Consider the following 18987-nt stretch of genomic DNA (forward strand, 5'->3'; position numbering starts at 1 on the left):
GAACCACTACGCTAACGGACGCCCGGGGGACGCAGCGGTCCTCTGTGTCACATCCCGTTGTCACAGCCCGTCCGTCCGGCCCGGCACCAGCCACAGTTCCCTGCGCGGTCACGCAGCGCATCGACAGGAGAGTTCCTCGTGCCGAAGTCACGGATCCGCAAGAAGGCCGACTACACGCCGCCGCCCGCCACGAAGCAGGCCGCCGCCATCAAGCTGACCAACCGCAGCTGGGTGGCTCCGGTGATGCTGGCGCTGTTCGCCATCGGCCTGGTGTGGATCGTCGTCTTCTACGTCACCGACGGCACGCTGCCGGTCAAGTCCATCAGCAACTGGAACATCGTGGTCGGCTTCGGCTTCATCGCCGCCGGCTTCGGCGTCTCCACGCAGTGGAAGTGACGCGTCAAGCTCTGCCCTGAGTTATCCACAGTGTTGTGCACAGCACTGGATAACTTACGACGATCTGTGGATAACTCCCACGGAGTTGACGCCGATACGACCGCGGGAACGCCCGTTCGGGAACGCACCGCCCTCTGCCTCTGCCAAAGAACACCAGGCCAGAGCCAGGGGGCGCGGTCATGCACCCAGCTCGGCGGCGCGCTGGACACACACTGTGGATAACTCTGGGGAAAGCTTCCCCAGGGAGCTCTTCCACAGCCCTCCACGCTCAGGTGAGCGCGGCGGTCCGGCCCAGCACGATCCCCAGGTCGATCAGCAGCATCAGCCCGCACACCCCGTACTGCACCAGCTCCCGTCGCGCCCTGGGCGCGTGCACGAGCCCGTACGTGACGAGCGCGCCCGCCACGAGGCCGCCGATGTGCGCCTCCCAGGAGACGCCCGGCCGCGCGAACGTGAAGACCAGCGAGATCGCCACGAACAGCAGCACCGGCCCCATGTCGTGGCGCCGCCGCCGGGCGAGCACCACCCACGCGCCGATGAGGCCGAAGACGATGCCGGACGCGCCGAGCGAGGCCTGGTTCGCCGGGGCGACGAGATAGACGAGCGCCGAGCCGGAAAGACCGGAGAGCAGGCACAGCACGGCGTAGCGGATCCGGCCGAGCTCCGGTTCGACGATCCCGCCGATGACCCACAGGCCCAGCATGTTGAAGACGAAGTGCACGGCCTCCTGGTGGAGGAAGGCCGAGGTGATCAGCCGGTACCACTCGCCGTCCGCGACGCCGACGACCTCGCCGAGCACGGGGTTGTAGGCGTAGCCGATCATGACCAGCTCGTCCACGAACCGGTCGCCCGCCACCTGGGCCGCGATGAACAGGCCCAGGTTGATCGCGATGACGATCTTGGTGGCGAGCCGTCCGTCCGTCCGCACCCGGCCGCCGGCCAGCGTCCTCGGCCGGTTGGCGTCGGGCGCGTGCCCGGTGCCGGAGCCGGTGCGGACGCAGTCGGGGCACTGGAAGCCGACGGCCGCGGACACCATGCACTCCGGGCAGATCGGCTTCTCGCAGCGGGTGCAGCGGATGCCGGTCTCGACGTCCGGGTGTCGGTAGCAGTGCATCAGGGTCCTCCGAGGACGGTCGGCCGAGGACGGTGGGCGGGAACGGGCCAGCAGATCGCCCCGCCCTCCTGACGGACGGGCGGGGCGCGAAGGTTCCCGGGCCCGGACCGGGCCCGCCGGAACGGTCAGCGGTTCTCGATCACGACGGTCTCGATGACGACGTCCTCGACCGGGCGCTCGGTGCGCGGGTTGGTCTCGACGGCGGCGATCGCGTCCACGACCTTCTTGCTCGCCTCGCCGACGACCTCGCCGAAGATCGTGTGCTTGCGGTTCAGCCAGGTCGTCGCTCCGACCGTGATGAAGAACTGCGAGCCGTTGGTGCCCGGGCCGGCGTTGGCCATCGCGAGCAGGTAGGGCTTGTCGAAGAAGAGCTCGGGGTGGAACTCGTCGGCGAACTCGTAACCGGGGCCGCCCGTGCCGTTGCCCAGCGGGTCGCCGCCCTGGATCATGAAGCCCTTGATCACCCGGTGGAAGACCGTGCCGTCGTAGAGCGGGGACGTCGAGACCTCACCGGTCGCCGGGTGGGTCCACTCGCGCTCGCCGCGGGCCAGCTCGACGAAGTTCCGCACGGTCTTCGGGGCGTGGAACGGCAGCAGCCGAATCTCGATGTCACCCCGGCTGGTCTTCAGAATCGCGTACTGCTGGGCCACGTTCCGCCTTCCTCCACACCTCCGCACGGGCACGTCGTCGCCCACGCTTCCTGCACGTCCGCATCCTCGCATGCCCCGGATGCCCGCTACGCATGCCGGAGCACGGTACGGCAGGCATGATTCCGAAAAGGATGGAAAGGTGAAAAACCGACATCGCCACCGAGGAGGAGGAATCCCGTGACCCGCATGGACAGCGTGCGCGCCGCGACAGGTTCGGCGAAGGAGAGCGTCCTGCACGCCGCGGAAGTGGTGGCGCCGTACGCCGGCACGGCCCGGGACCAGGCCGTTCTCTACGCGCACGAGGCGCGCGTCAGGCTCGCGCCGAAAGTCTCGAAGGCCGCGTCAGCGGCCCGTGTTCAGGCCCGTCAGCAGTACGACAGCCATGTCGCACCGCACGTGCCGCCGCGGGTCGACGAGGCCGCGCATCGCGCCGCGGCCGTGACCCGCAAGGCCGCCCGTCAGGCGACCGACTACACCGTTCCGCGTGTCGGGCACGCGGTTGCCGCGACCGGTCCGGTCCTCGAGGAGGCCGGTTCGCGTTCGACCGCCGCCTGGGCCGCGCTGCGCGGTCAGGTGACGCCGAAGGACATCGACAAGATCATGAAGAAGCATGCGCGTCGGGCCAGGGCCGGACGCCTCGCCAAGGGATTCGTGGTCCTCGGCGTCGTGGTCGGCGGCGCGTTCGCCGCCTGGAAGTGGTGGGACAAGCAGGCCAACCCCGACTGGCTGGTCGAGCCGCCCGCTCCCACCGAGGTGGACGAGGAGACCGGGCTGTCGTCCGTCGACGACGCTTCGTCCCTCGATCCCGGCGTTGCGGCCAAGGAGGCCGAGGAGGAGGCCGCGGATCGCGACGAGGAACGTCGCTGACCACCGGCCGTTCCGGGCGGTAGGGCGCGGCGGAATCCGCCGCGCCCTACGCGGCAGCGGCGGCAGCGGCGGCGGTCGTGGTCAGCGCCGCGCCCGTCAGGTGGTGCGCTCCGGCCGGGTCCGAGCCGGCCGGGGCGTCCGCACGCAGGTGGCGGACGGAGGGCGAGGAACCGTGTGCCTCGGCACCGATGCGCTGCTTGATGGTGGGCGGCAGGGCGCGGCCCTGCGCGGTGTGCCACTGATGGCTGCTCCGCTGTGCCGGTACGGAGACGAGGGAGCGCGCGGCGGTCGTCGCCGCCTTCGCGGGGGCGGCCGCCGGCTCCTCACCCTGCTGGAGGGAGGGCTGCTGGGCGGCGGTGGCCGGGCTCGCCAGGCCGAGGGAGGCGAACAGGGCGAAGAAGAGGGAGATGAAGGCGGTCCAGAACTGCTTGACCTTGGCGGTGGCCATGGCTCCTCACTTTCCTGAGACGGTTTCAGGTGGGCTGAGATGTTCTCGGATGGTTCATTTCGGATTGCGCGCTTTTCGTACCTTCCTCATGATGAGGAAGCGCGTCCGCGATCCGTGGAGCTACGCCGTCACCGCGCAGTTCTTCCGATGAACACCACCCGTCCGGCTCAGTGCGCGCCCGCGAGCTCCGCGGCGGGGGCGCCCGGGGCCGTGTCCGCCAGGGCCCGGGAGCGCTCCGCCCAGCGCACCGCCGGCGCCGTCGCGTAGCCCGCCACCAGGAAGATTCCGCCCAGGACCAGCCAGCCCGCCGCGCCCCAGCCGATCAGCAGCGTGGTGACAAGCAGCGGCCCGAGCGTCCTGGCGACCGGCACGCCGGTGCCGTAGAAGCCCTGGTACTGGCCGATCCGGTCGGCCGGGGCGAGCGCGAAGCCGATCTGCCACGAACCCGCGGAGTGGCGCATCTCGGCGATCACCTGGAGGACCGCTCCGAGGACCAGGACCGCGACGCTCTGCCAGGCGCCGAATCCGGCGGCCGTCACGGCGAACACCGCGCAGGAGGCGAGCATCACCACGCCGGACCGGCCCACCGCCCGGGTGGCCGCGGGCAGCCCGGTCACCGAGCGGGCGGCCCGCACCTGGAAGAGCATCACGGCGCCGGTGTTGAGGACGAAGAGCCCCGAGACCGTCCAGCCGGGGGCCGAGGTGCGCTCCACGATCCACAGCGGCAGCGCGAGGCTGAGCAGCGGCAGGCGGAGCAGCAGGGCCGCGTTGAGCAGGGTGAGCACGGCGTACGGGCGGTCCCGCAGCACCACGAGCCGGGGCTCGCCGGCGCCGCCGGCCGGGCTGCCCGGCACCGGCGGGAGGCCGCGCAGCAGCAGGGCGCAGAGCAGGAAGCCGAGCGCGTCGAGGGCGAAGACCGTGAGGTAGGCCGTACGGGTCCCGGCGCCGAGGGCGAGACCGCCGAGCGCGGCGCCGACCGCGAGGCCGGCGTTGAGCGTGGCCTGCAGCCTGGCCAGCATCCCGACCCGTTCGGCCGGCTCGACGAGCCCCGCGAGGAGCGCCTGGCGGGCGGCGGCGAGGCCGCTCTGGGCGGTCGCGTACGCAGCGGCGGCGAGCAGGAAGGGCACGAAGGAGCGGACGAGGAGGAAGGAGGCGACGGCCGCCGAGGTCACCAGGGCGAGCAGGACGGCGCTGCCGCGCGGCCCGCGCCGGTCGGCGAGGTGCCCGAGCGGCACCCCGGCGAGCGAGCCGATGCCCCAGGCGACGGCGAGGCCGGCGCCGATCTGCGCGGCCGGGAGTCCGACGATCCGGGAGAAGTAGAGGGCCGAGGTCACATAGAAGGCTCCGTCGCCGACGGAGTTGGCGAGCTGGGCGGCCAGCAGTGTCCGGCGGGTCCTCGTACGCGTGTGCGTCGTGCTCCTCGTCTGCGTCATGACCACGAATCTAGGGGCCGGTGGCCCACGCCTCCTGGTCCATTTCCACCCCGGGACACTGGGCCACTTCGCCTCGGGCACGAAAAAGCTCCCTGCCTGCGTTTCCGCAGGTCAGGGAGCTTTTCTTACCGGAGTGGAGCCTAGGGGAGTCGAACCCCTGACATCTGCCATGCAAAGACAGCGCTCTACCAACTGAGCTAAGGCCCCGGAACGACAACAGAGTACCGGGTCACCCCCCGTATCCCGCAAAAGGATTGGGACTCCCCGTCGGCGACCACGCTCCGTAAGATGCTGATCGGGGTTCGCAGTGGCGAACCCAAGGGATGGGGAGAAGTAGTAATGGATACAGCGCAGCAGGAAGCCACGGCGAGAGCCCGCGAGCTTCAGCGCAGTTGGTACGGGGAGCCGTTGGGGGCGCTCTTCCGTCGACTGATCGACGATCTCGGGCTGAACCAGGCCAGGCTTGCGGCCGTGCTCGGGCTCTCGGCGCCCATGCTGTCGCAGTTGATGAGCGGCCAGCGGGCCAAGATCGGCAATCCCGCCGTCGTCCAGCGCGTCCAGGCTCTTCAGGAGCTCGCCCGCCTGGTCGCCGACGGCAGCGTGAGCGCCGCCGAGGCCACCGACCGGATGGACGAGATCAAGAAGTCCCAGGGCGGCTCCGTCCTGACCTCGGGCAGCCAGACCACCACGAGCAGCGGCGCGCCCACCGTGCGCCGCGTGGTCCGCGAGATCCAGTCCCTGCTGCGCTCCGTGGCCGCGGCAGGCGACATCATCGAGGCCGCCGACTCCCTCGCGCCCGTCCACCCCGAACTGGCAGAGTTCCTCCGGGTGTACGGCGCCGGGCGCACCGCGGACGCGGTCGCCCACTACGAGGCGCACCAGAACTGACGCCGGCCCGCCCGGGGCGACCCGGTGCGGACACGGCGACATCCGAGACGGCACGGGGAGCGGGCGCAGCGCGATGGGTGAGGTCTTCGCTGGTCGGTACGAGCTGATCGATCCGATCGGCCGCGGCGGAATCGGCGCGGTCTGGCGTGCCTGGGACCACCGGCGACGCCGCTATGTGGCGGCCAAGGTGCTCCAGCAGAGCGACGCCCACGCCCTGCTGCGCTTCGTGCGCGAGCAGGCGCTCAGGATCGACCACCCGCACGTCCTCGCCCCGGCCAGCTGGGCCGCGGACGACGACAAGGTCCTCTTCACGATGGACCTCGTGGCGGGCGGTTCCCTGGCGCACGTCATCGGGGACTACGGCGCGCTGCCGCCCCGCTTCGTGTGCGTCCTGCTCGACCAGCTGCTGTCCGGACTGGCCGCGGTGCACGCGGAGGGGGTCGTGCACCGCGACATCAAGCCGGCCAACATCCTGCTCGAGGTCACCGGAACCGGACGGCCGCACCTGCGGCTGTCCGACTTCGGGATCTCGATGCGCAAGGGCGAGCCCCGCCTCACGGAGACCAACTACGTGGTGGGGACGCCGGGTTATTTCGCGCCCGAGCAACTGATGGGCGCGGAGCCCGACTTCACCGCCGACCTGTTCGCGGTCGGCCTGGTCGCGCTCTATCTGCTCCAGGGCCGCAAGCCGGACTCGCAGGCCCTGGTGGACCACTTCCGGAGGCACGGCACGCCGGGCGCCCCGCAGGGCATCCCGGAGCCCCTGTGGCAGGTCCTGGCCGGGCTGCTCCAGCCCGACCCGCAGGCCCGCTTCAAGACGGCCACGGGCGCCCGGAAGGCGCTGACGGCGGCGGCCGAGCTGCTGCCCGAGCCCGCGCCCGGCGAGGAGCCCGTCGAGGTCTTCGACCAGATCGGCCCGCTGCCGCCCGGCTTCGGCCCGAACGGCCCCGAGACCGCGGACCACGGCGACCGGGCCCAGGCGTCCGCTGCCGCGGCTGCCGCGCAGGCCGACGCCCCGGCCGCCGTGCAGGCCGGCGCCCCGGCCGCCGCGCCCGTACCGCAGCAGGACCAGCAGCAGCCACAGTCCGCGCAGCAGGTCCCGGGCCCGTCGGAGACGGGCAGCTTCCATCTGCCGCCACCGCCCCGGCAGGCGCCGGTCCCGACACCCACGCAGGCCGTCGCGGCCCCGCCGTCCCCGGCCTACGCGCCGGCTCCGGCCCCCGTACAGGCTCCCGCGCATTCCCCCGCCTCCTTCGCCCAGGCCCCCACGGCCGCGGTGCCGTACGAGCGGGTCCCTCCTACTCCTGAATACACCGGTCAGGGCGCATCGGTTCCCGCCCGCCGGCCGGGGCCGCCGGCGAAGGTGGCGGTCCCCGTCCTGATCACGGCGCTGCTCTGCTTCGCCGTGGGCATCTGGGCGCTCATCCAGGCGTAGGGCCCGCCCCGGCCGCCGACCGCCGGGCGAGCAGCCACCAGGCGCCGAGGCCGAGCAGCAGGACGCTCCCGGCGCCGATCCCGGCCACGCCGACGACCTTCAGGGTGCCGCTCCTCGCCGCCTGGGGGCCGCTGTGCCCGCTGGCGGCCGCGTCCCGGTCGTCGTCGGTCACCGCGAAGGACCCGGCGGGTCCGTCGTACGCGGGCCCGGGCTTGGGCTGCCCGGTGAGGTTCACCCGCAGCGTGAGCGGCAGTGGCTTGTCCCCGTACGCCTTGGCGACCGCCGGGTTGAGCGTGGCCGACACGTAGTACCAGCCGGCGAAGCGCATGGCGCTCGTCGTGTAGGTCCCGGAGAAGCGGTTCTCGTAGGCCACCGGCCGCTCGGGGTCGAGCGCCATCCTCGCCGGGTCGCCGTCGTAGGTCATGGTGTCGCGGCTGACGTGGCCGAGGACCTGGTTCTCCAGCGACAGCGCGAGCGCGCCGCTGATGTACTCGTCCGATGCGGGGCTGCTGCCGAGCTCGGCGCTGACGAACAGCTGCTGGCCCCAGTCGACCGGCACCCGGTAGATCAGCGTCTGCCCCGGCTTGATGTCGGTGCGCCACTCGCCCTGCTTCAGGGAGGTCGCGTTGCCGAACCCGGCGCCGCCGTCACGCCGCTGCGGCCCGCCCGTGGGCGGCGCGGGCGTGCCCGAGGGCCAGTTCGACGGCAGTGCCGTCGGCCCCGTCTTCGTGAGCCCCGGCTCGGTGCGGAAACGGATCTCCAGTTCCCAGTCGGCCGGGTCGGACTCCTGGCCCGACTCCCGCTCGACGAGCACGTAGTAGGCGCCCGCCTGGCGGCACGTGGTGGAGTCCGGGTCGATGGTGCGGTCGGCGTACGCGGTGATCGGGCGGGGGAACTCGGCCGAGCCGAAGCTCGATTCCTGGGAGCCGCACTGGGTGCTGGAGCCGTCCTGCATGCTCACCTTGATGCCGTCGCCGTACGCGGCCTTGCCGCCGGCCTTCGGGACGGCGACGACGGAGACGTACGCGTTCTGCTTCGAGTCGAGGTCGACGCGGTAGTAGAGCTTGCCGTCCTTCTTGATGGTGTCGCGGTAGGTCTGCCCGGCCTTCAGCTGCTCGGCGTCCAGGTTGGAGATGGCGCCCTTCACCCGCTGCGCGCCGTCCTCGAAGGCATACCCGCCGCCGTCCCCGGCCGCCCACGCCGTGCCCGGCAGCAGGGCGGCCGTGCACACCGCCGCGGCCAGCGCTCCCGCCGCCCGCACGCCTGCCGTACGCCCTCCCGCCGTACGGCCGGTAGCCCGTTGCCTCTTCACGCTCATCCCCTCGTCGTGTCCGTGCCGGCCCATCCTGCCCGCCCGTACGGCCGACACCCTACAAATTCGCGAGAGCAAGTAATTCGTTCACTGAGGCAAACAGAATGAGGCCCCGGCCGCTCGAAGCGGCCGGGGCCTCACACAGACGATCTTTCGTCTCACACACCCGAACCTGCGGGCACGGAGTCGGTCGCCTCCGTCCACAGATCCTGCTCGGCGCGATCCGCCTGGATCTGGCGGTACACGAGGAGCCCGCCGATGGCGGCCAGTGCGACCAGGAGAAGCTTCTTCACCGCGCGACCTCGTCTTTCGTTGACGTAGGAGACTTCTGACGCCCACTCTACACACCGGCCGATACCGATCAGTGACCTAGGCCGACAAGGCGTGCCCAAAACCAATCGGCCCGGACGGGTGAACCGTCCGGGCCGATCTTCGATGTGGGGCTAACAGGATTTGAACCTGTGGCCTCATCCTTATCAGGGATGCGCTCTAACCAACTGAGCTATAGCCCCGCCGCGCTTTGCGGTGTGTGTCCCGCGCGCTGACTCCTGAAGATTAGCGCACGTGGGGGCCAGTCCCAAAATCGGTTCCCGGACCGCCCCCCGGAGCACACCGGCGCAGGTCACTCGTCCTCGGCGAGAGTGAGCTCGACACCGCCCACGAAGCCGGCCGACAGGTTGTAGATGAACGCGCCCAGCGTCGCCAGGGCGGTCATCAGGACCACGTCGATCACCGCGATCACCGAGGTGAACATCAGGACGCGCGGCAGCGACAGGAAGGACTGCAGGTCGAAGCCGTTCGACTCGTTGGAGCCGGTCGCCTCCGAGATGGTGCCGCCGACGGTCGAGAAGACGCCCATGGCGTCCATGACCATCCACAGCACCGCCGCGGCCACCACCGTGCAGATGCCGAGCGCGATGGAGAGCAGGAAGCTCACCTTCATCACCGACCACGGGTCGGCCTTGGCCACCCGCAGCCGCGCCTTGCGGGTGCGCGGCGTGGTGCGCGCCCCCGTGCGGGCCTTGCGCATGGCGGCGGCGTTCTGGCCGCCCAGGGTGCCCCCCTGGCCGCCCTGCGTCCCGCCACCGGCCGCGTAGGCCTGCGGCGGGTGGTACGGGCCGCCCTGCGGCTGCGCCCCCGCCCGCTCGCCGGGCAGCGGCCCGTTGTACGTGTCGTACGAGGGGCCCTGCCCCCGAGTGTCCGTCACCGTAACCCCCTGGGAGTCCGTGGCGGAGCCACGGGCACCGCTCGATCCTGCGGACCGGCCGTCGGCCGGACCGGCGCCCGTGGCTCCACTCACGCTCTACTCCTCGTGCTCCCCGGCCGCGGGCTCCGTGCCCTCGGCCGCCTCGACGGCCTCGGCAGCCTCGGCCACTCCATCGACGTCCTCGTCGTCCTCGCCGCCCGCCTCGGCGTTGCGGGCGATGCCGACGACGGCATCACGCTTGCCCAGGTTGATCAGCTGGACGCCCATGGTGTCACGGCCGGTCTCCCTGACTTCGTTGACTCGCGTACGAATCACACCGCCGGACAGCGTGATGGCGAGGATCTCGTCCGTCTCCTCGACCACCAGCGCGCCCACGAGCGAGCCACGGTCCTCCACGATCTTGGCGGCCTTGATGCCGAGGCCGCCGCGGCCCTGGACGCGGTACTCGTCGACGGCGGTGCGCTTGGCGTAGCCACCGTCGGTCGCGGTGAAGACGAACGTACCCGGCCGGACGACATTCATCGAGAGGAGCTCGTCGTCCTCGCGGAAACTCATCCCCTTGACGCCGGAGGTGGCACGGCCCATCGGGCGCAGCGCGTCGTCCGTGGCGGTGAAGCGGATCGACTGCGCCTTCTTGGAGATCAGCAGCAGGTCGTCCTCGGCCGACACCAGCTCGGCGCCGATCAGCTCGTCGTCGCTGCCGTCCTCCCGCTCGCGCAGGTTGATCGCGATGACGCCGCCGGAGCGCGGGGAGTCGTAGTCCTTCAGCGCGGTCTTCTTCACCAGGCCGGCCTTGGTGGCGAGCACCAGGTACGGCGCGGCCTCGTAGTCGCGGATCGCCAGGATCTCGGCGATCTGCTCGTCCGGCTGGAAGGCCAGCAGGTTGGCCACGTGCTGGCCGCGGGCGTCCCGGCCGGCGTCCGGCAGCTCGTACGCCTTGGCCCGGTAGACCCGGCCCTTGTTGGTGAAGAACAGCAGCCAGTTGTGGGTGGTCGTCACGAAGAAGTGGTCGACGATGTCGTCCTGCTTCAGCTTCGTGCCGCGCACGCCCTTGCCGCCGCGCTTCTGCGAGCGGTAGTCCTCGGTCTTCGTCCGCTTCACGTAGCCGCCACGCGTGATGGTGACGACGATGTCCTCCTCGGCGATCAGGTCCTCGATGGACATGTCGCCGTCGAAGGGCACGAGCTGGCTGCGGCGGTCGTCGCCGTACTTCTCGACCAGCGCCGCGAGCTCCTCGCTGACGATCGTCCGCTGCTTCTCGGGCGAGGCCAGGATCGCGTTGTACTCGTTGATCTTCGCCTGGAGCTCGTCGTGCTCGGCGACGATCTTCTGGCGCTCCAGGGCGGCGAGCCGGCGCAGCTGCATCTCGAGGATGGCGTTCGCCTGGATCTCGTCGATCTGGAGGAGGTCCATCAGACCGCCGCGGGCGATCTCGACCGTCTCGCTGCGCCGGATGAGGGCGATGACCTCGTCGATCGCGTCGAGCGCCTTGAGCAGACCGCGCAGGATGTGGGCGCGCTCCTCGGCCTTGCGCAGCCGGAACCTGGTGCGCCGGACGATGACCTCGATCTGGTGCGTCACCCAGTGGCGGATGAACGCGTCGATCGAGAGGGTGCGCGGCACGCCGTCGACGAGCGCCAGCATGTTGGCGCCGAAGTTCGTCTGCAGGTCGGTGTGCTTGTACAGGTTGTTGAGGACGACCTTGGCGACGGCGTCCCGCTTGAGCACGATGACCAGGCGCTGGCCGGTGCGCGAGGAGGTCTCGTCGCGGACGTCGGCGATGCCGCCGATCTTGCCGTCCTTGACGAGGTCGGCGATCTTCTGCGCGAGGTTGTCCGGGTTGACCTGGTAGGGCAGCTCGGTGACCACCAGGCACTGGCGGTTCTGGATCTCCTCGACCTCGACGACCGCGCGCATGGTGATGGAGCCGCGGCCGGTGCGGTACGCCTCCTCGATGCCCTTGCGGCCGACGACGAGCGCGCCGGTCGGGAAGTCGGGTCCCTTGATGCGCTCGATGAGCGCGTCGAGGAGCTCCTCGTGGCCGGCCTCGGGGTGGTCCAGGTACCACTGGGCGCCGGCGGCGACCTCGCGCAGGTTGTGCGGCGGGATGTTGGTCGCCATGCCGACCGCGATGCCGGCGGAGCCGTTGATCAGCAGGTTGGGGAAGCGGGCCGGCAGGACGGTCGGCTCCTGGGAGCGGCCGTCGTAGTTGTCCGTGAAGTCGACGGTCTCCTCGTCGATGTCGCGGACCATCTCCATCGACAGCGGCGCCATCTTGCACTCGGTGTAGCGCATGGCGGCCGCCGGGTCGTTGCCCGGGGAGCCGAAGTTGCCGTTGGAGTCGACGAGCGGCATCCGCATGGCCCAGGGCTGGGCGAGGCGGACGAGGGCGTCGTAGATCGAGGTGTCGCCGTGCGGGTGGTAGTTACCCATCACGTCGCCGACGACGCGGGCGCACTTGTAGAAGCCCTTCTCGGGCCGGTAGCCGCCGTCGTACATCGCGTAGAGCACGCGGCGGTGCACCGGCTTGAGGCCGTCGCGGACGTCGGGCAGCGCGCGCGACACGATGACGGACATCGCGTAGTCGAGGTACGAGCGCTGCATCTCGGTCTCGAGCCCGACGGGCTCGATCCGCAGCTGCGGGCCTTCTTCTTCGGGAGTCTCGGGGGTCCCGGTGTTCACAGGAGTGGTTTCGTCGGCCATTGCTGGTCGTCAGTCCTTTCGTACGGTCAGCTGAGACCGACTCAGATGTCGAGGAAGCGAACGTCCTTGGCGTTGCGCTGGATGAACGAGCGCCGCGCCTCGACGTCCTCGCCCATCAGCACCGAGAACAGGTCGTCGGCCTGGGCGGCGTCGTCCAGGGTGACCTGGCCGAGCACGCGGTGCTCGACGTCCATGGTGGTGACGCGCAGCTCCTCGGCGTTCATCTCGCCGAGACCCTTGAAGCGCTGGATCGAGTCTTCCTTGATCCGCTTGCCGTTCTGCTTGCCCAGCTCGACGAGCGCGTCGCGCTCGCGGTCCGAGTACGCGTACTCGAAGTCGTCCCGGCCCCACTTGATCTTGTAGAGCGGCGGGCGGGAGAGGTAGACGTGACCGGCCTCGACCAGCGGGCGCATGAAGCGGAAGAGGAAGGTCAGCAGCAGGGTGTTGATGTGCTGGCCGTCGACGTCGGCGTCCGCCATCAGGATGATCTTGTGATAGCGGAGCTTCTCGATGTCGAAGTCCTCGTGGACGCCGGTGCCGAAGGCGGAGATCAGCGCCTGGACCTCGGTGTTCTGCAGGATCTTGTCGACGCGGGCCTTCTCGACGTTCAGGATCTTGCCGCGGATCGGCAGGATGGCCTGGTACATCGGGTTGCGGCCGGACTTGGCCGAGCCGCCGGCGGAGTCACCCTCGACGATGAAGATCTCGCACTTGGTGGGGTCGTTCGACTGGCAGTCGGAGAGCTTGCCCGGCAGGGAGGCCGACTCCAGGAGACCCTTGCGGCGGGTCAGGTCGCGCGCCTTGCGGGCGGCCACGCGCGCGGTGGCGGCGGTGATGCCCTTGCGGACGATGTCCGCGGCCTCGTTCGGGTTGCGGTCGAACCAGTCCGTGAGGTGCTCGAAGACGACCTTCTGCACGAAGGTCTTCGCCTCAGTGTTGCCGAGCTTGGTCTTGGTCTGGCCCTCGAACTGCGGCTCGCCGATCTTGACCGAGATGATCGCGGTCAGACCCTCGCGGATGTCGTCGCCCGTGAGGTTGTCGTCCTTCTCGCGGAGCAGCTTCTTCTCGCGCGCGTACTTGTTGACGAGGGTCGTCAGCGCGGCGCGGAAGCCCTCCTCGTGCGTACCGCCCTCGTGGGTGTGGATCGTGTTCGCGAACGAGTACACGCCCTCGCTGTACGAGGAGTTCCACTGCATCGCGATCTCGACCGAGAGCAGGCGCTCCTTGTCCTCGGCCTCGATGTCGATGACTGTCGGGTGGATCAGCTCGCCCTTGCGCGAGTTGAGGTACTTCACGAAGTCGACGATGCCGCCCTCGTAGTGGTACTTCACCGTGCGCGCGGTCGGCTCCGCGGCCGCCTCGGCGTCGGGGTCGTCGGCGCCGACGGTGGCCTTCGCGGACTCGCGCTCGTCGGTGAGCGTGATCGTCAGGCCCTTGTTGAGGAAGGCCATCTCCTGGAAGCGGCGCGAGAGCGTCTCGAAGGAGTACTCGGTCGTCTCGAAGATGTCCGGGTCGGACCAGAACGTGACCGAGGTGCCGGTCTCGTCGGTCTCCTCGTGCTTCGCGAGGGGCGCGGTGGGGGCGCCCATCTTGTAGTCCTGCGTCCAGCGGTGGCCGTCGGTCTTGATCTCCACCGAGACCTTGGTGGAGAGGGCGTTGACCACGGACACGCCGACACCGTGCAGACCGCCGGAGACGGCGTAGCCGCCGCCGCCGAACTTGCCGCCCGCGTGGAGGACGGTCAGCACGACCTCGACGGCCGGCTTGCCCTCGGACTCGACGATGCCGACGGGGATGCCACGGCCGTTGTCGACGACGCGCACGCCGCCGTCGGCCAGGATCGTCACGTCGATGGTGTCCGCATGGCCGGCCAGGGCCTCGTCGACCGAGTTGTCGACGACCTCCTGCACCATGTGGTGCAGGCCGCGCTCACCGGTCGAGCCGATGTACATGCCAGGGCGCTTGCGCACGGCATCCAGGCCCTCGAGGACCTGGATGTTGCTGGCGGTGTACTGGTTGTTCTCGTTGGGGTTGCCGGAATCGGCCACGAAGCGCCCTTTCTGGCACAGCACAGGCCGTTCTCCGGGCATACGGGAGCGGCTGCGTCGTTCGACTTGTTCCGCAGGGTGGCGGGATTGTCTTCCAGTCTACCGGTACCACTGACACTCATGGGGGTTTGCCGGTACCTGAATGCTCATGTGCCGCCCTCGGCGGGCGCGAGACGACTCCCCATATCTGGAGAGGGGCTCCAGAGGCCCCTGACGGCCACCTAGCGCTTCGGGCCGTGACGGCGAGTGGCACCTGGGCGGAGGCCGTCGTTCCGCTGGGGGTGGCCGGCCGAAAACGAGGGGAACGGGCGGGCGTGAGGAAGGGGTGGGCGCGAGAAAAGGGGACGGCACGAGAAGGGGGAGGGCGCGAGAAAGGGGGCGGCACGAGGAACGGGTGGGTACGGCCGCCACCCGGGCGGGGTCTACCTGCTACCCGTAGGTGTCGCCCGGTCCCGTGGACCCCGGCGCCCGCAGGGGCCCGTACCCGCGGCGCGGTCCGCCCGGCCCCAGCACCTTGATCATCCGTACGGTGCCGTGCCCCAGGTCCTCGTTCAGCCGCGCCACCAGCCGCGGTGCCAGCAGCCGCAGCTGCGTCGCCCAGGCCGTGGAGTCGCACTGCACGGTGAGCACCCGCTCCTCCGGGTCCTCGTCGTACCGCAGCGGTACGCAGTGCTTGGCCAGGTCCTCGCCGACGATCTGGGGCCAGCGGCCCATGACGCCGCCGACCGCCGCGGGCGTCTCCCAGCCCCGCTCGGTGATCAGCCGGTTGATCGCGGCGCCGAGCGCCATCGGGTCGCGTCCGTCGGCGTGCGCGCCGGAGCGCAGTCCGCCGCCGCGCCGGGCCTGCTTCTTCTGGGCGGCCGCCGCGCCCCGCGCCCGTGCCTGCTCCTTGGCGGCGCGCAGCGCGACCCGCGCGAGGTCCACGCCGGACGGCTCGGCGGCCGGTCCGGCCGGTCCGGCCGACGCGGCCTGAGCCGAAGACTTGTCCACAGGCTGTGGGGAAGTGTTCTCGGTCATGCGCGCTCCACCGTCCCGCCGGACACCGCGTACCGCGTCCCCGTGAGCACTCCCGGCACGTCGTCGTCGACCGCCGCCGTGACGAGCACCTGCTCGCCCGGCGCGACCAGCTCCGCGAGCCGCTCGCGGCGGCGCGCGTCGAGCTCGGCGAAGACGTCGTCGAGGACGAGCACCGGCTCGTTGCCCTCGGCCCGCAGCAGGTCGTACGAGGCGAGGCGCAGCGCCAGCGCGTACGACCAGGACTCGCCGTGGCTCGCGTATCCCTTGGCCGGCAGGTCGCCGAGCTTGAGCAGCAGGTCGTCGCGGTGCGGTCCGACCAGCGTGACGCCCCGCTCGATCTCCTGCTTGCGTACGTCGGCGAGCGCGGCGAGCAGCTGTCCGTACAGCTCCTCGCGGGTGTGCCCGGCGCCGGGTGCGGACGGCTTGTACTCCAGCTGGACCGGCCCGCCGCCGGGGGCCAGCTGCTCGTACGCCTTGTCGGCGAGCGGCTGGAGCGTCCCGACGAGGTCGAGCCGCTGGGCGAGCAGCTCGGCGCCGGCCCGCGCCAGGTGCTGGTCCCAGACGTCCAGGGTGGACATGTCCATGGACCGGCCGCCGTGCCGCCGGGCCATGGCGGCGGACTTCAGGAGTGTGTTGCGCTGCTTGAGCACCCGCTCGTAGTCGGAGCGCACGCCCGCCATGCGCGGCGCGCGCGCCGTGATCAGCTCGTCGAGGAAGCGCCGGCGCTCGCCGGGGTCGCCCTTGATCAGCGCCAGGTCCTCGGGCGCGAACAGCACCGTGCGGATGATGCCGAGCACGTCACGGGGCTTGACCTGCGAGGACCTGTTGATACGGGCGCGGTTGGCACGGCCCGGGTTGAGTTCGAGCTCGACCAGCTGGGAGCGCTCGCCCTGGGTGACGGCCGCGCGGATGATCGCCCGCTCCGCGCCCATGCGTACCAGCGGGGCGTCGGAGGCGACCCGGTGGCTGCCGAGGGTGGCGAGATAGCCGACGGCCTCGACGAGGTTGGTCTTGCCCTGGCCGTTCGCCCCCACGAAAGCGGTGACGCCCGGATCGAGAGGGACCTCGACCCGGGCGTACGAGCGGAAGTCGGCCAGCGACAGATGCGTGACGTGCATGGTGGGCGCCGACCTTCCCCCGGCTGCTGTGCACCGCGGGGTGCACAGCCTGTGGATTACTTCTTCGTCTCGACCGCGTGGCCACCGAACTGGTTGCGCAGCGCGGCGATCATCTTCATCTGCGGCGAGTCGTCCTGACGCGACGCGAACCGCGCGAACAGCGACGCGGTGATCGCCGGGAGCGGTACGGCGTTGTCGATGGCGGCCTCGACGGTCCACCGGCCCTCGCCGGAGTCCTCCGCGTAGCCGCGCAGCTTGTCCAGGTGCTCGTCCTCGTCGAGGGCGTTGACCGCGAGGTCGAGCAGCCACGAGCGGATGACGGTGCCTTCCTGCCAGGAGCGGAAGACCTCGCGGACGTCGGTGACCGAGTCGACCTTCTCCAGCAGCTCCCAGCCCTCGGCGTAGGCCTGCATCATCGCGTACTCGATGCCGTTGTGGACCATCTTCGCGAAGTGGCCGGCGCCGACCTTGCCCGCGTGCACGGAGCCGAACTCGCCCTCGGGCTTGAGCGCGTCGAAGATCGGCTGGACGCGGGCCACGTGCTCGGCGTCGCCGCCGTACATCAGCGCGTAGCCGTTCTCCAGGCCCCACACGCCGCCGGAGACGCCGCAGTCGACGAAACCGATGCCCTTGGCGGCGAGCTCCTCGGCGTGCTTCTCGTCGTCGGTCCAGCGGGAGTTCCCGCCGTCCACGACGATGTCGCCGGGGGAGAGCAGCTGTGCCAGCTCGTCGATGGTCGACTGGGTGGCGGCACCGGCGGGGACCATGACCCACACGACGCGCGGACCCTTGAGCTTGCCCACAAGCTCCTCGAGGCTGTGGACATCGGCGAGGTCCGGGTTGCGGTCGTATCCGATGACGGTGTGGCCGGCGCGGCGAATGCGCTCGCGCATGTTGCCGCCCATCTTGCCGAGACCGACGAGACCGAGCTCCATCAGAGATTCCTTAAGCGTCGTGTGCGGTTCGTACCCGGGTCCGAGCCTACGCCCGGACCCGCGTGCACACCTGTGGGGTCAGCCGCTCAGTCGACCACCCGGTCGACCCCGTTACCGCGTCTCCCCGGGGACGAACCCCGGGGCCCCGGCAGAGGGCGTCAGCCGCTCAGCCGCACCGGCATGATCAGGTACTTGTAGGCCTCGTCCGCCTCCGCGTCGAGCGCCGGCTTGCCGCTCAGGAGCGCGGGCTTGGTGGAGGTCGTGAAGGACAGCTGGGCGACCGGGGAGTCGATCGCGCTCAGACCGTCCAGCAGGAAGGTCGGGTTGAAGGCGATCGAGATGTCGTCGCCCTCCAGCTGCGCGTCCACACGCTCCACAGCCTGTGCGTCGTCGCTGGAGCCGGCCTCCAGGATGAGCACGCCCTGCTCGAAGCTGAGGCGCACCGGGGTGTTGCGCTCGGCCACCAGGGCCACACGCTTGACGGCCTCGACGAAGGGGGCGGTCTCGATCACGGCGACCGAGTTGAACTCGGTGGGGAACAGCGTCCGGTACTTCGGCAGGTCGCCCTCGAGCAGTCGGGTGGTGGTGCGGCGGCCCGCGCCCTCGAAGCCGATCAGGCCCTCGCCCTTGCCCGAGCCGGAGAGCGCCAGGGTGACCGAGTCGCCGCTGGTCAGGGACTTGGCCGTGTCCAGGAGGGTCTTCGCGGGCACCAGCGCGACGGCGGAGGTGTCCGGGGACTCCGGCTTCCACAGGAACTCGCGGACCGCGAAGCGGTAGCGGTCGGTGGAGGCCAGGGTGACGGTGTCGCCCTCGATCTCGATGCGCACACCGGTGAGGACGGGCAGCGTGTCGTCACGGCCGGCGGCGATGGCCACCTGCGCGGCGGCGGCGGCGAAGACCTCGCCGGGGACGGTGCCGGTCGCGGTCGGCATCTCCGGCAGCGCCGGGTACTCCTCCACAGGCAGGGTGTGGAGGGTGAAGCGGGAGGAGCCGCAGACCACGGTCGCCCGTACACCGTCTGTGGAGATCTCCACCGGGCGGTTCGGGAGGGCGCGGCAGATGTCGGCGAGCAGGCGGCCGGAGACGAGGACGGTGCCGTCCTCCTCGACCTCCGCCTCGACGGAGACCCGCGCCGAGACCTCGTAGTCGAAGCTGGAGAAGCTCAGCGCGCCGTCCTCGGCCTTCAGCAGAAGGCCCGCGAGAACGGGCGCCGGCGGACGGGCCGGAAGGCTGCGGGCCACCCACGCCACCGCCTCCGCGAGTACATCGCGCTCCACCCGGATCTTCACCGGAACCGCCTCCTGCTTGTTGCTGGCTCTTCGTCGACTGCGGGAACCAGTCTGACGTACGCCACCGACACTCGGTGCGGCTCGGGGTCAAGTCGCGACAAGAGGTCGCCGAGGCTCCGGGCTCGAG

The 18987-nt window shown here is 70.7% G+C and carries 17 protein-coding genes and 2 tRNA genes; 4 read left to right on the forward strand and 15 right to left on the reverse strand.

The window, feature by feature from the left end; genetic code table 11:
* The first annotated feature begins 138 nt into the window (after positions 1–138).
* The gene (crgA, locus tag ACFWJO_RS23075) at positions 139–396 is read left to right on the forward strand and encodes a cell division protein CrgA (protein WP_128977105.1); all 258 of its coding nucleotides are present in this window, start codon (positions 139–141) and stop codon (positions 394–396) included.
* Between the two features lie 268 nt (positions 397–664).
* Here the strand turns inward: crgA and ACFWJO_RS23080 are convergent, their stop codons facing one another.
* Complete coding sequence (locus ACFWJO_RS23080) at positions 665–1510, reverse strand: rhomboid family intramembrane serine protease (RefSeq protein WP_386867883.1); 846 nt, start codon at positions 1508–1510, stop codon at positions 665–667.
* 125 nt (positions 1511–1635) lie between these two features.
* Positions 1636–2160 (reverse strand): peptidylprolyl isomerase, encoded by a 525-nt coding sequence (locus ACFWJO_RS23085; protein WP_386867885.1) that lies wholly within the window; start codon positions 2158–2160, stop codon positions 1636–1638.
* A gap of 177 nt (positions 2161–2337) precedes the next feature.
* Here ACFWJO_RS23085 and ACFWJO_RS23090 point away from each other — a divergent pair, with 177 nt between their 5' ends.
* A complete protein-coding gene (locus tag ACFWJO_RS23090; protein WP_386867887.1) occupies positions 2338–3027 on the forward strand; it encodes a DUF5324 family protein in 690 nt (229 codons plus the stop codon).
* Between the two features lie 46 nt (positions 3028–3073).
* Here the strand turns inward: ACFWJO_RS23090 and ACFWJO_RS23095 are convergent, their stop codons facing one another.
* The 3 genes from ACFWJO_RS23095 to ACFWJO_RS23105 form a co-directional block, all read right to left on the reverse strand.
* Positions 3074–3475: a DUF6344 domain-containing protein gene (locus tag ACFWJO_RS23095; RefSeq protein WP_384417932.1), complete on the reverse strand. Its 402-nt coding sequence runs from the start codon at positions 3473–3475 to the stop codon at positions 3074–3076.
* A 167-nt stretch (positions 3476–3642) separates the two neighbouring features.
* On the reverse strand, positions 3643–4908 hold the full coding sequence (locus ACFWJO_RS23100; RefSeq protein ID WP_386867889.1) for an MFS transporter: 1266 nt from the start codon (positions 4906–4908) through the stop codon (positions 3643–3645).
* A 134-nt stretch (positions 4909–5042) separates the two neighbouring features.
* Positions 5043–5115: transfer RNA gene (locus ACFWJO_RS23105), tRNA-Ala, on the reverse strand.
* A 132-nt stretch (positions 5116–5247) separates the two neighbouring features.
* On the opposite strand from ACFWJO_RS23105, the gene ACFWJO_RS23110 reads away from it, so the two are divergent.
* Together ACFWJO_RS23110 and ACFWJO_RS23115 are read left to right on the forward strand one after the other, a co-directional pair.
* On the forward strand, positions 5248–5796 hold the full coding sequence (locus tag ACFWJO_RS23110; RefSeq protein WP_386867891.1) for a helix-turn-helix domain-containing protein: 549 nt from the start codon (positions 5248–5250) through the stop codon (positions 5794–5796).
* 73 nt (positions 5797–5869) lie between these two features.
* Positions 5870–7231: a serine/threonine-protein kinase gene (locus ACFWJO_RS23115; RefSeq protein ID WP_386867892.1), complete on the forward strand. Its 1362-nt coding sequence runs from the start codon at positions 5870–5872 to the stop codon at positions 7229–7231.
* Here the strand turns inward: ACFWJO_RS23115 and ACFWJO_RS23120 are convergent.
* The 10 genes from ACFWJO_RS23120 to dnaN all read right to left on the reverse strand — a co-directional run bounded on the left by ACFWJO_RS23120 (position 7218) and on the right by dnaN (position 18860).
* A complete protein-coding gene (locus ACFWJO_RS23120) occupies positions 7218–8543 on the reverse strand; it encodes a hypothetical protein (protein WP_386867894.1) in 1326 nt (441 codons plus the stop codon). The two genes, ACFWJO_RS23115 and ACFWJO_RS23120, sit on opposite strands and share 14 nt — an antisense overlap.
* A 158-nt stretch (positions 8544–8701) precedes the next feature.
* A complete protein-coding gene (locus tag ACFWJO_RS23125; protein WP_003958712.1) occupies positions 8702–8836 on the reverse strand; it encodes a DLW-39 family protein in 135 nt (44 codons plus the stop codon).
* A 145-nt stretch (positions 8837–8981) separates the two neighbouring features.
* Positions 8982–9055: transfer RNA gene (locus tag ACFWJO_RS23130), tRNA-Ile, on the reverse strand.
* A 110-nt stretch (positions 9056–9165) separates the two neighbouring features.
* The gene (locus ACFWJO_RS23135) at positions 9166–9750 is read right to left on the reverse strand and encodes a DUF3566 domain-containing protein (RefSeq protein WP_386867895.1); all 585 of its coding nucleotides are present in this window, start codon (positions 9748–9750) and stop codon (positions 9166–9168) included.
* Between the two features lie 96 nt (positions 9751–9846).
* Positions 9847–12453, reverse strand: a complete 2607-nt coding sequence (gyrA, locus tag ACFWJO_RS23140) for a DNA gyrase subunit A (RefSeq protein WP_386867897.1) — start codon at positions 12451–12453, stop codon at positions 9847–9849.
* Between the two features lie 41 nt (positions 12454–12494).
* Positions 12495–14525 (reverse strand): DNA topoisomerase (ATP-hydrolyzing) subunit B, encoded by a 2031-nt coding sequence (gene gyrB, locus ACFWJO_RS23145; RefSeq protein ID WP_386867899.1) that lies wholly within the window; start codon positions 14523–14525, stop codon positions 12495–12497.
* Between the two features lie 405 nt (positions 14526–14930).
* Positions 14931–15518: a DUF721 domain-containing protein gene (locus ACFWJO_RS23150; protein ID WP_386867901.1), complete on the reverse strand. Its 588-nt coding sequence runs from the start codon at positions 15516–15518 to the stop codon at positions 14931–14933.
* Positions 15515–16636, reverse strand: a complete 1122-nt coding sequence (recF, locus tag ACFWJO_RS23155) for a DNA replication/repair protein RecF (RefSeq protein WP_386867902.1) — start codon at positions 16634–16636, stop codon at positions 15515–15517. Before recF ends, ACFWJO_RS23150 begins: the two co-directional genes overlap by 4 nt.
* A gap of 56 nt (positions 16637–16692) precedes the next feature.
* Complete coding sequence (gene gnd / locus ACFWJO_RS23160; RefSeq protein ID WP_386867904.1) at positions 16693–17571, reverse strand: phosphogluconate dehydrogenase (NAD(+)-dependent, decarboxylating); 879 nt, start codon at positions 17569–17571, stop codon at positions 16693–16695.
* A 158-nt stretch (positions 17572–17729) separates the two neighbouring features.
* Positions 17730–18860, reverse strand: coding sequence for a DNA polymerase III subunit beta (gene dnaN / locus ACFWJO_RS23165; protein WP_386867906.1), 1131 nt, complete (start codon positions 18858–18860; stop codon positions 17730–17732).
* Positions 18861–18987 lie beyond the last annotated feature (127 nt).

The organism is Streptomyces sp. NPDC127092, from assembly GCF_042722475.1.
Taxonomy (GTDB): Bacteria; Actinomycetota; Actinomycetes; order Streptomycetales; family Streptomycetaceae; genus Streptomyces.

Excerpts from the sequence above, each read along its gene's own strand:
- ACFWJO_RS23080 (WP_386867883.1), bottom strand. The coding sequence starts at position 1,510 with ATGCACTGCTACCGACACCCGGACGTCGAGACCGGCATCCGCTGCACC.
- ACFWJO_RS23095 (WP_384417932.1), bottom strand. The coding sequence starts at position 3,475 with ATGGCCACCGCCAAGGTCAAGCAGTTCTGGACCGCCTTCATCTCCCTC.
- ACFWJO_RS23100 (WP_386867889.1), bottom strand. The coding sequence starts at position 4,908 with ATGACGCAGACGAGGAGCACGACGCACACGCGTACGAGGACCCGCCGG.
- ACFWJO_RS23110 (WP_386867891.1), top strand. The coding sequence starts at position 5,248 with ATGGATACAGCGCAGCAGGAAGCCACGGCGAGAGCCCGCGAGCTTCAG.
- ACFWJO_RS23115 (WP_386867892.1), top strand. The coding sequence starts at position 5,870 with ATGGGTGAGGTCTTCGCTGGTCGGTACGAGCTGATCGATCCGATCGGC.
- gyrA (WP_386867897.1), bottom strand. The coding sequence starts at position 12,453 with ATGGCCGACGAAACCACTCCTGTGAACACCGGGACCCCCGAGACTCCC.
- ACFWJO_RS23150 (WP_386867901.1), bottom strand. The coding sequence starts at position 15,518 with ATGACCGAGAACACTTCCCCACAGCCTGTGGACAAGTCTTCGGCTCAG.
- recF (WP_386867902.1), bottom strand. The coding sequence starts at position 16,636 with ATGCACGTCACGCATCTGTCGCTGGCCGACTTCCGCTCGTACGCCCGG.
- gnd (WP_386867904.1), bottom strand. The coding sequence starts at position 17,571 with ATGGAGCTCGGTCTCGTCGGTCTCGGCAAGATGGGCGGCAACATGCGC.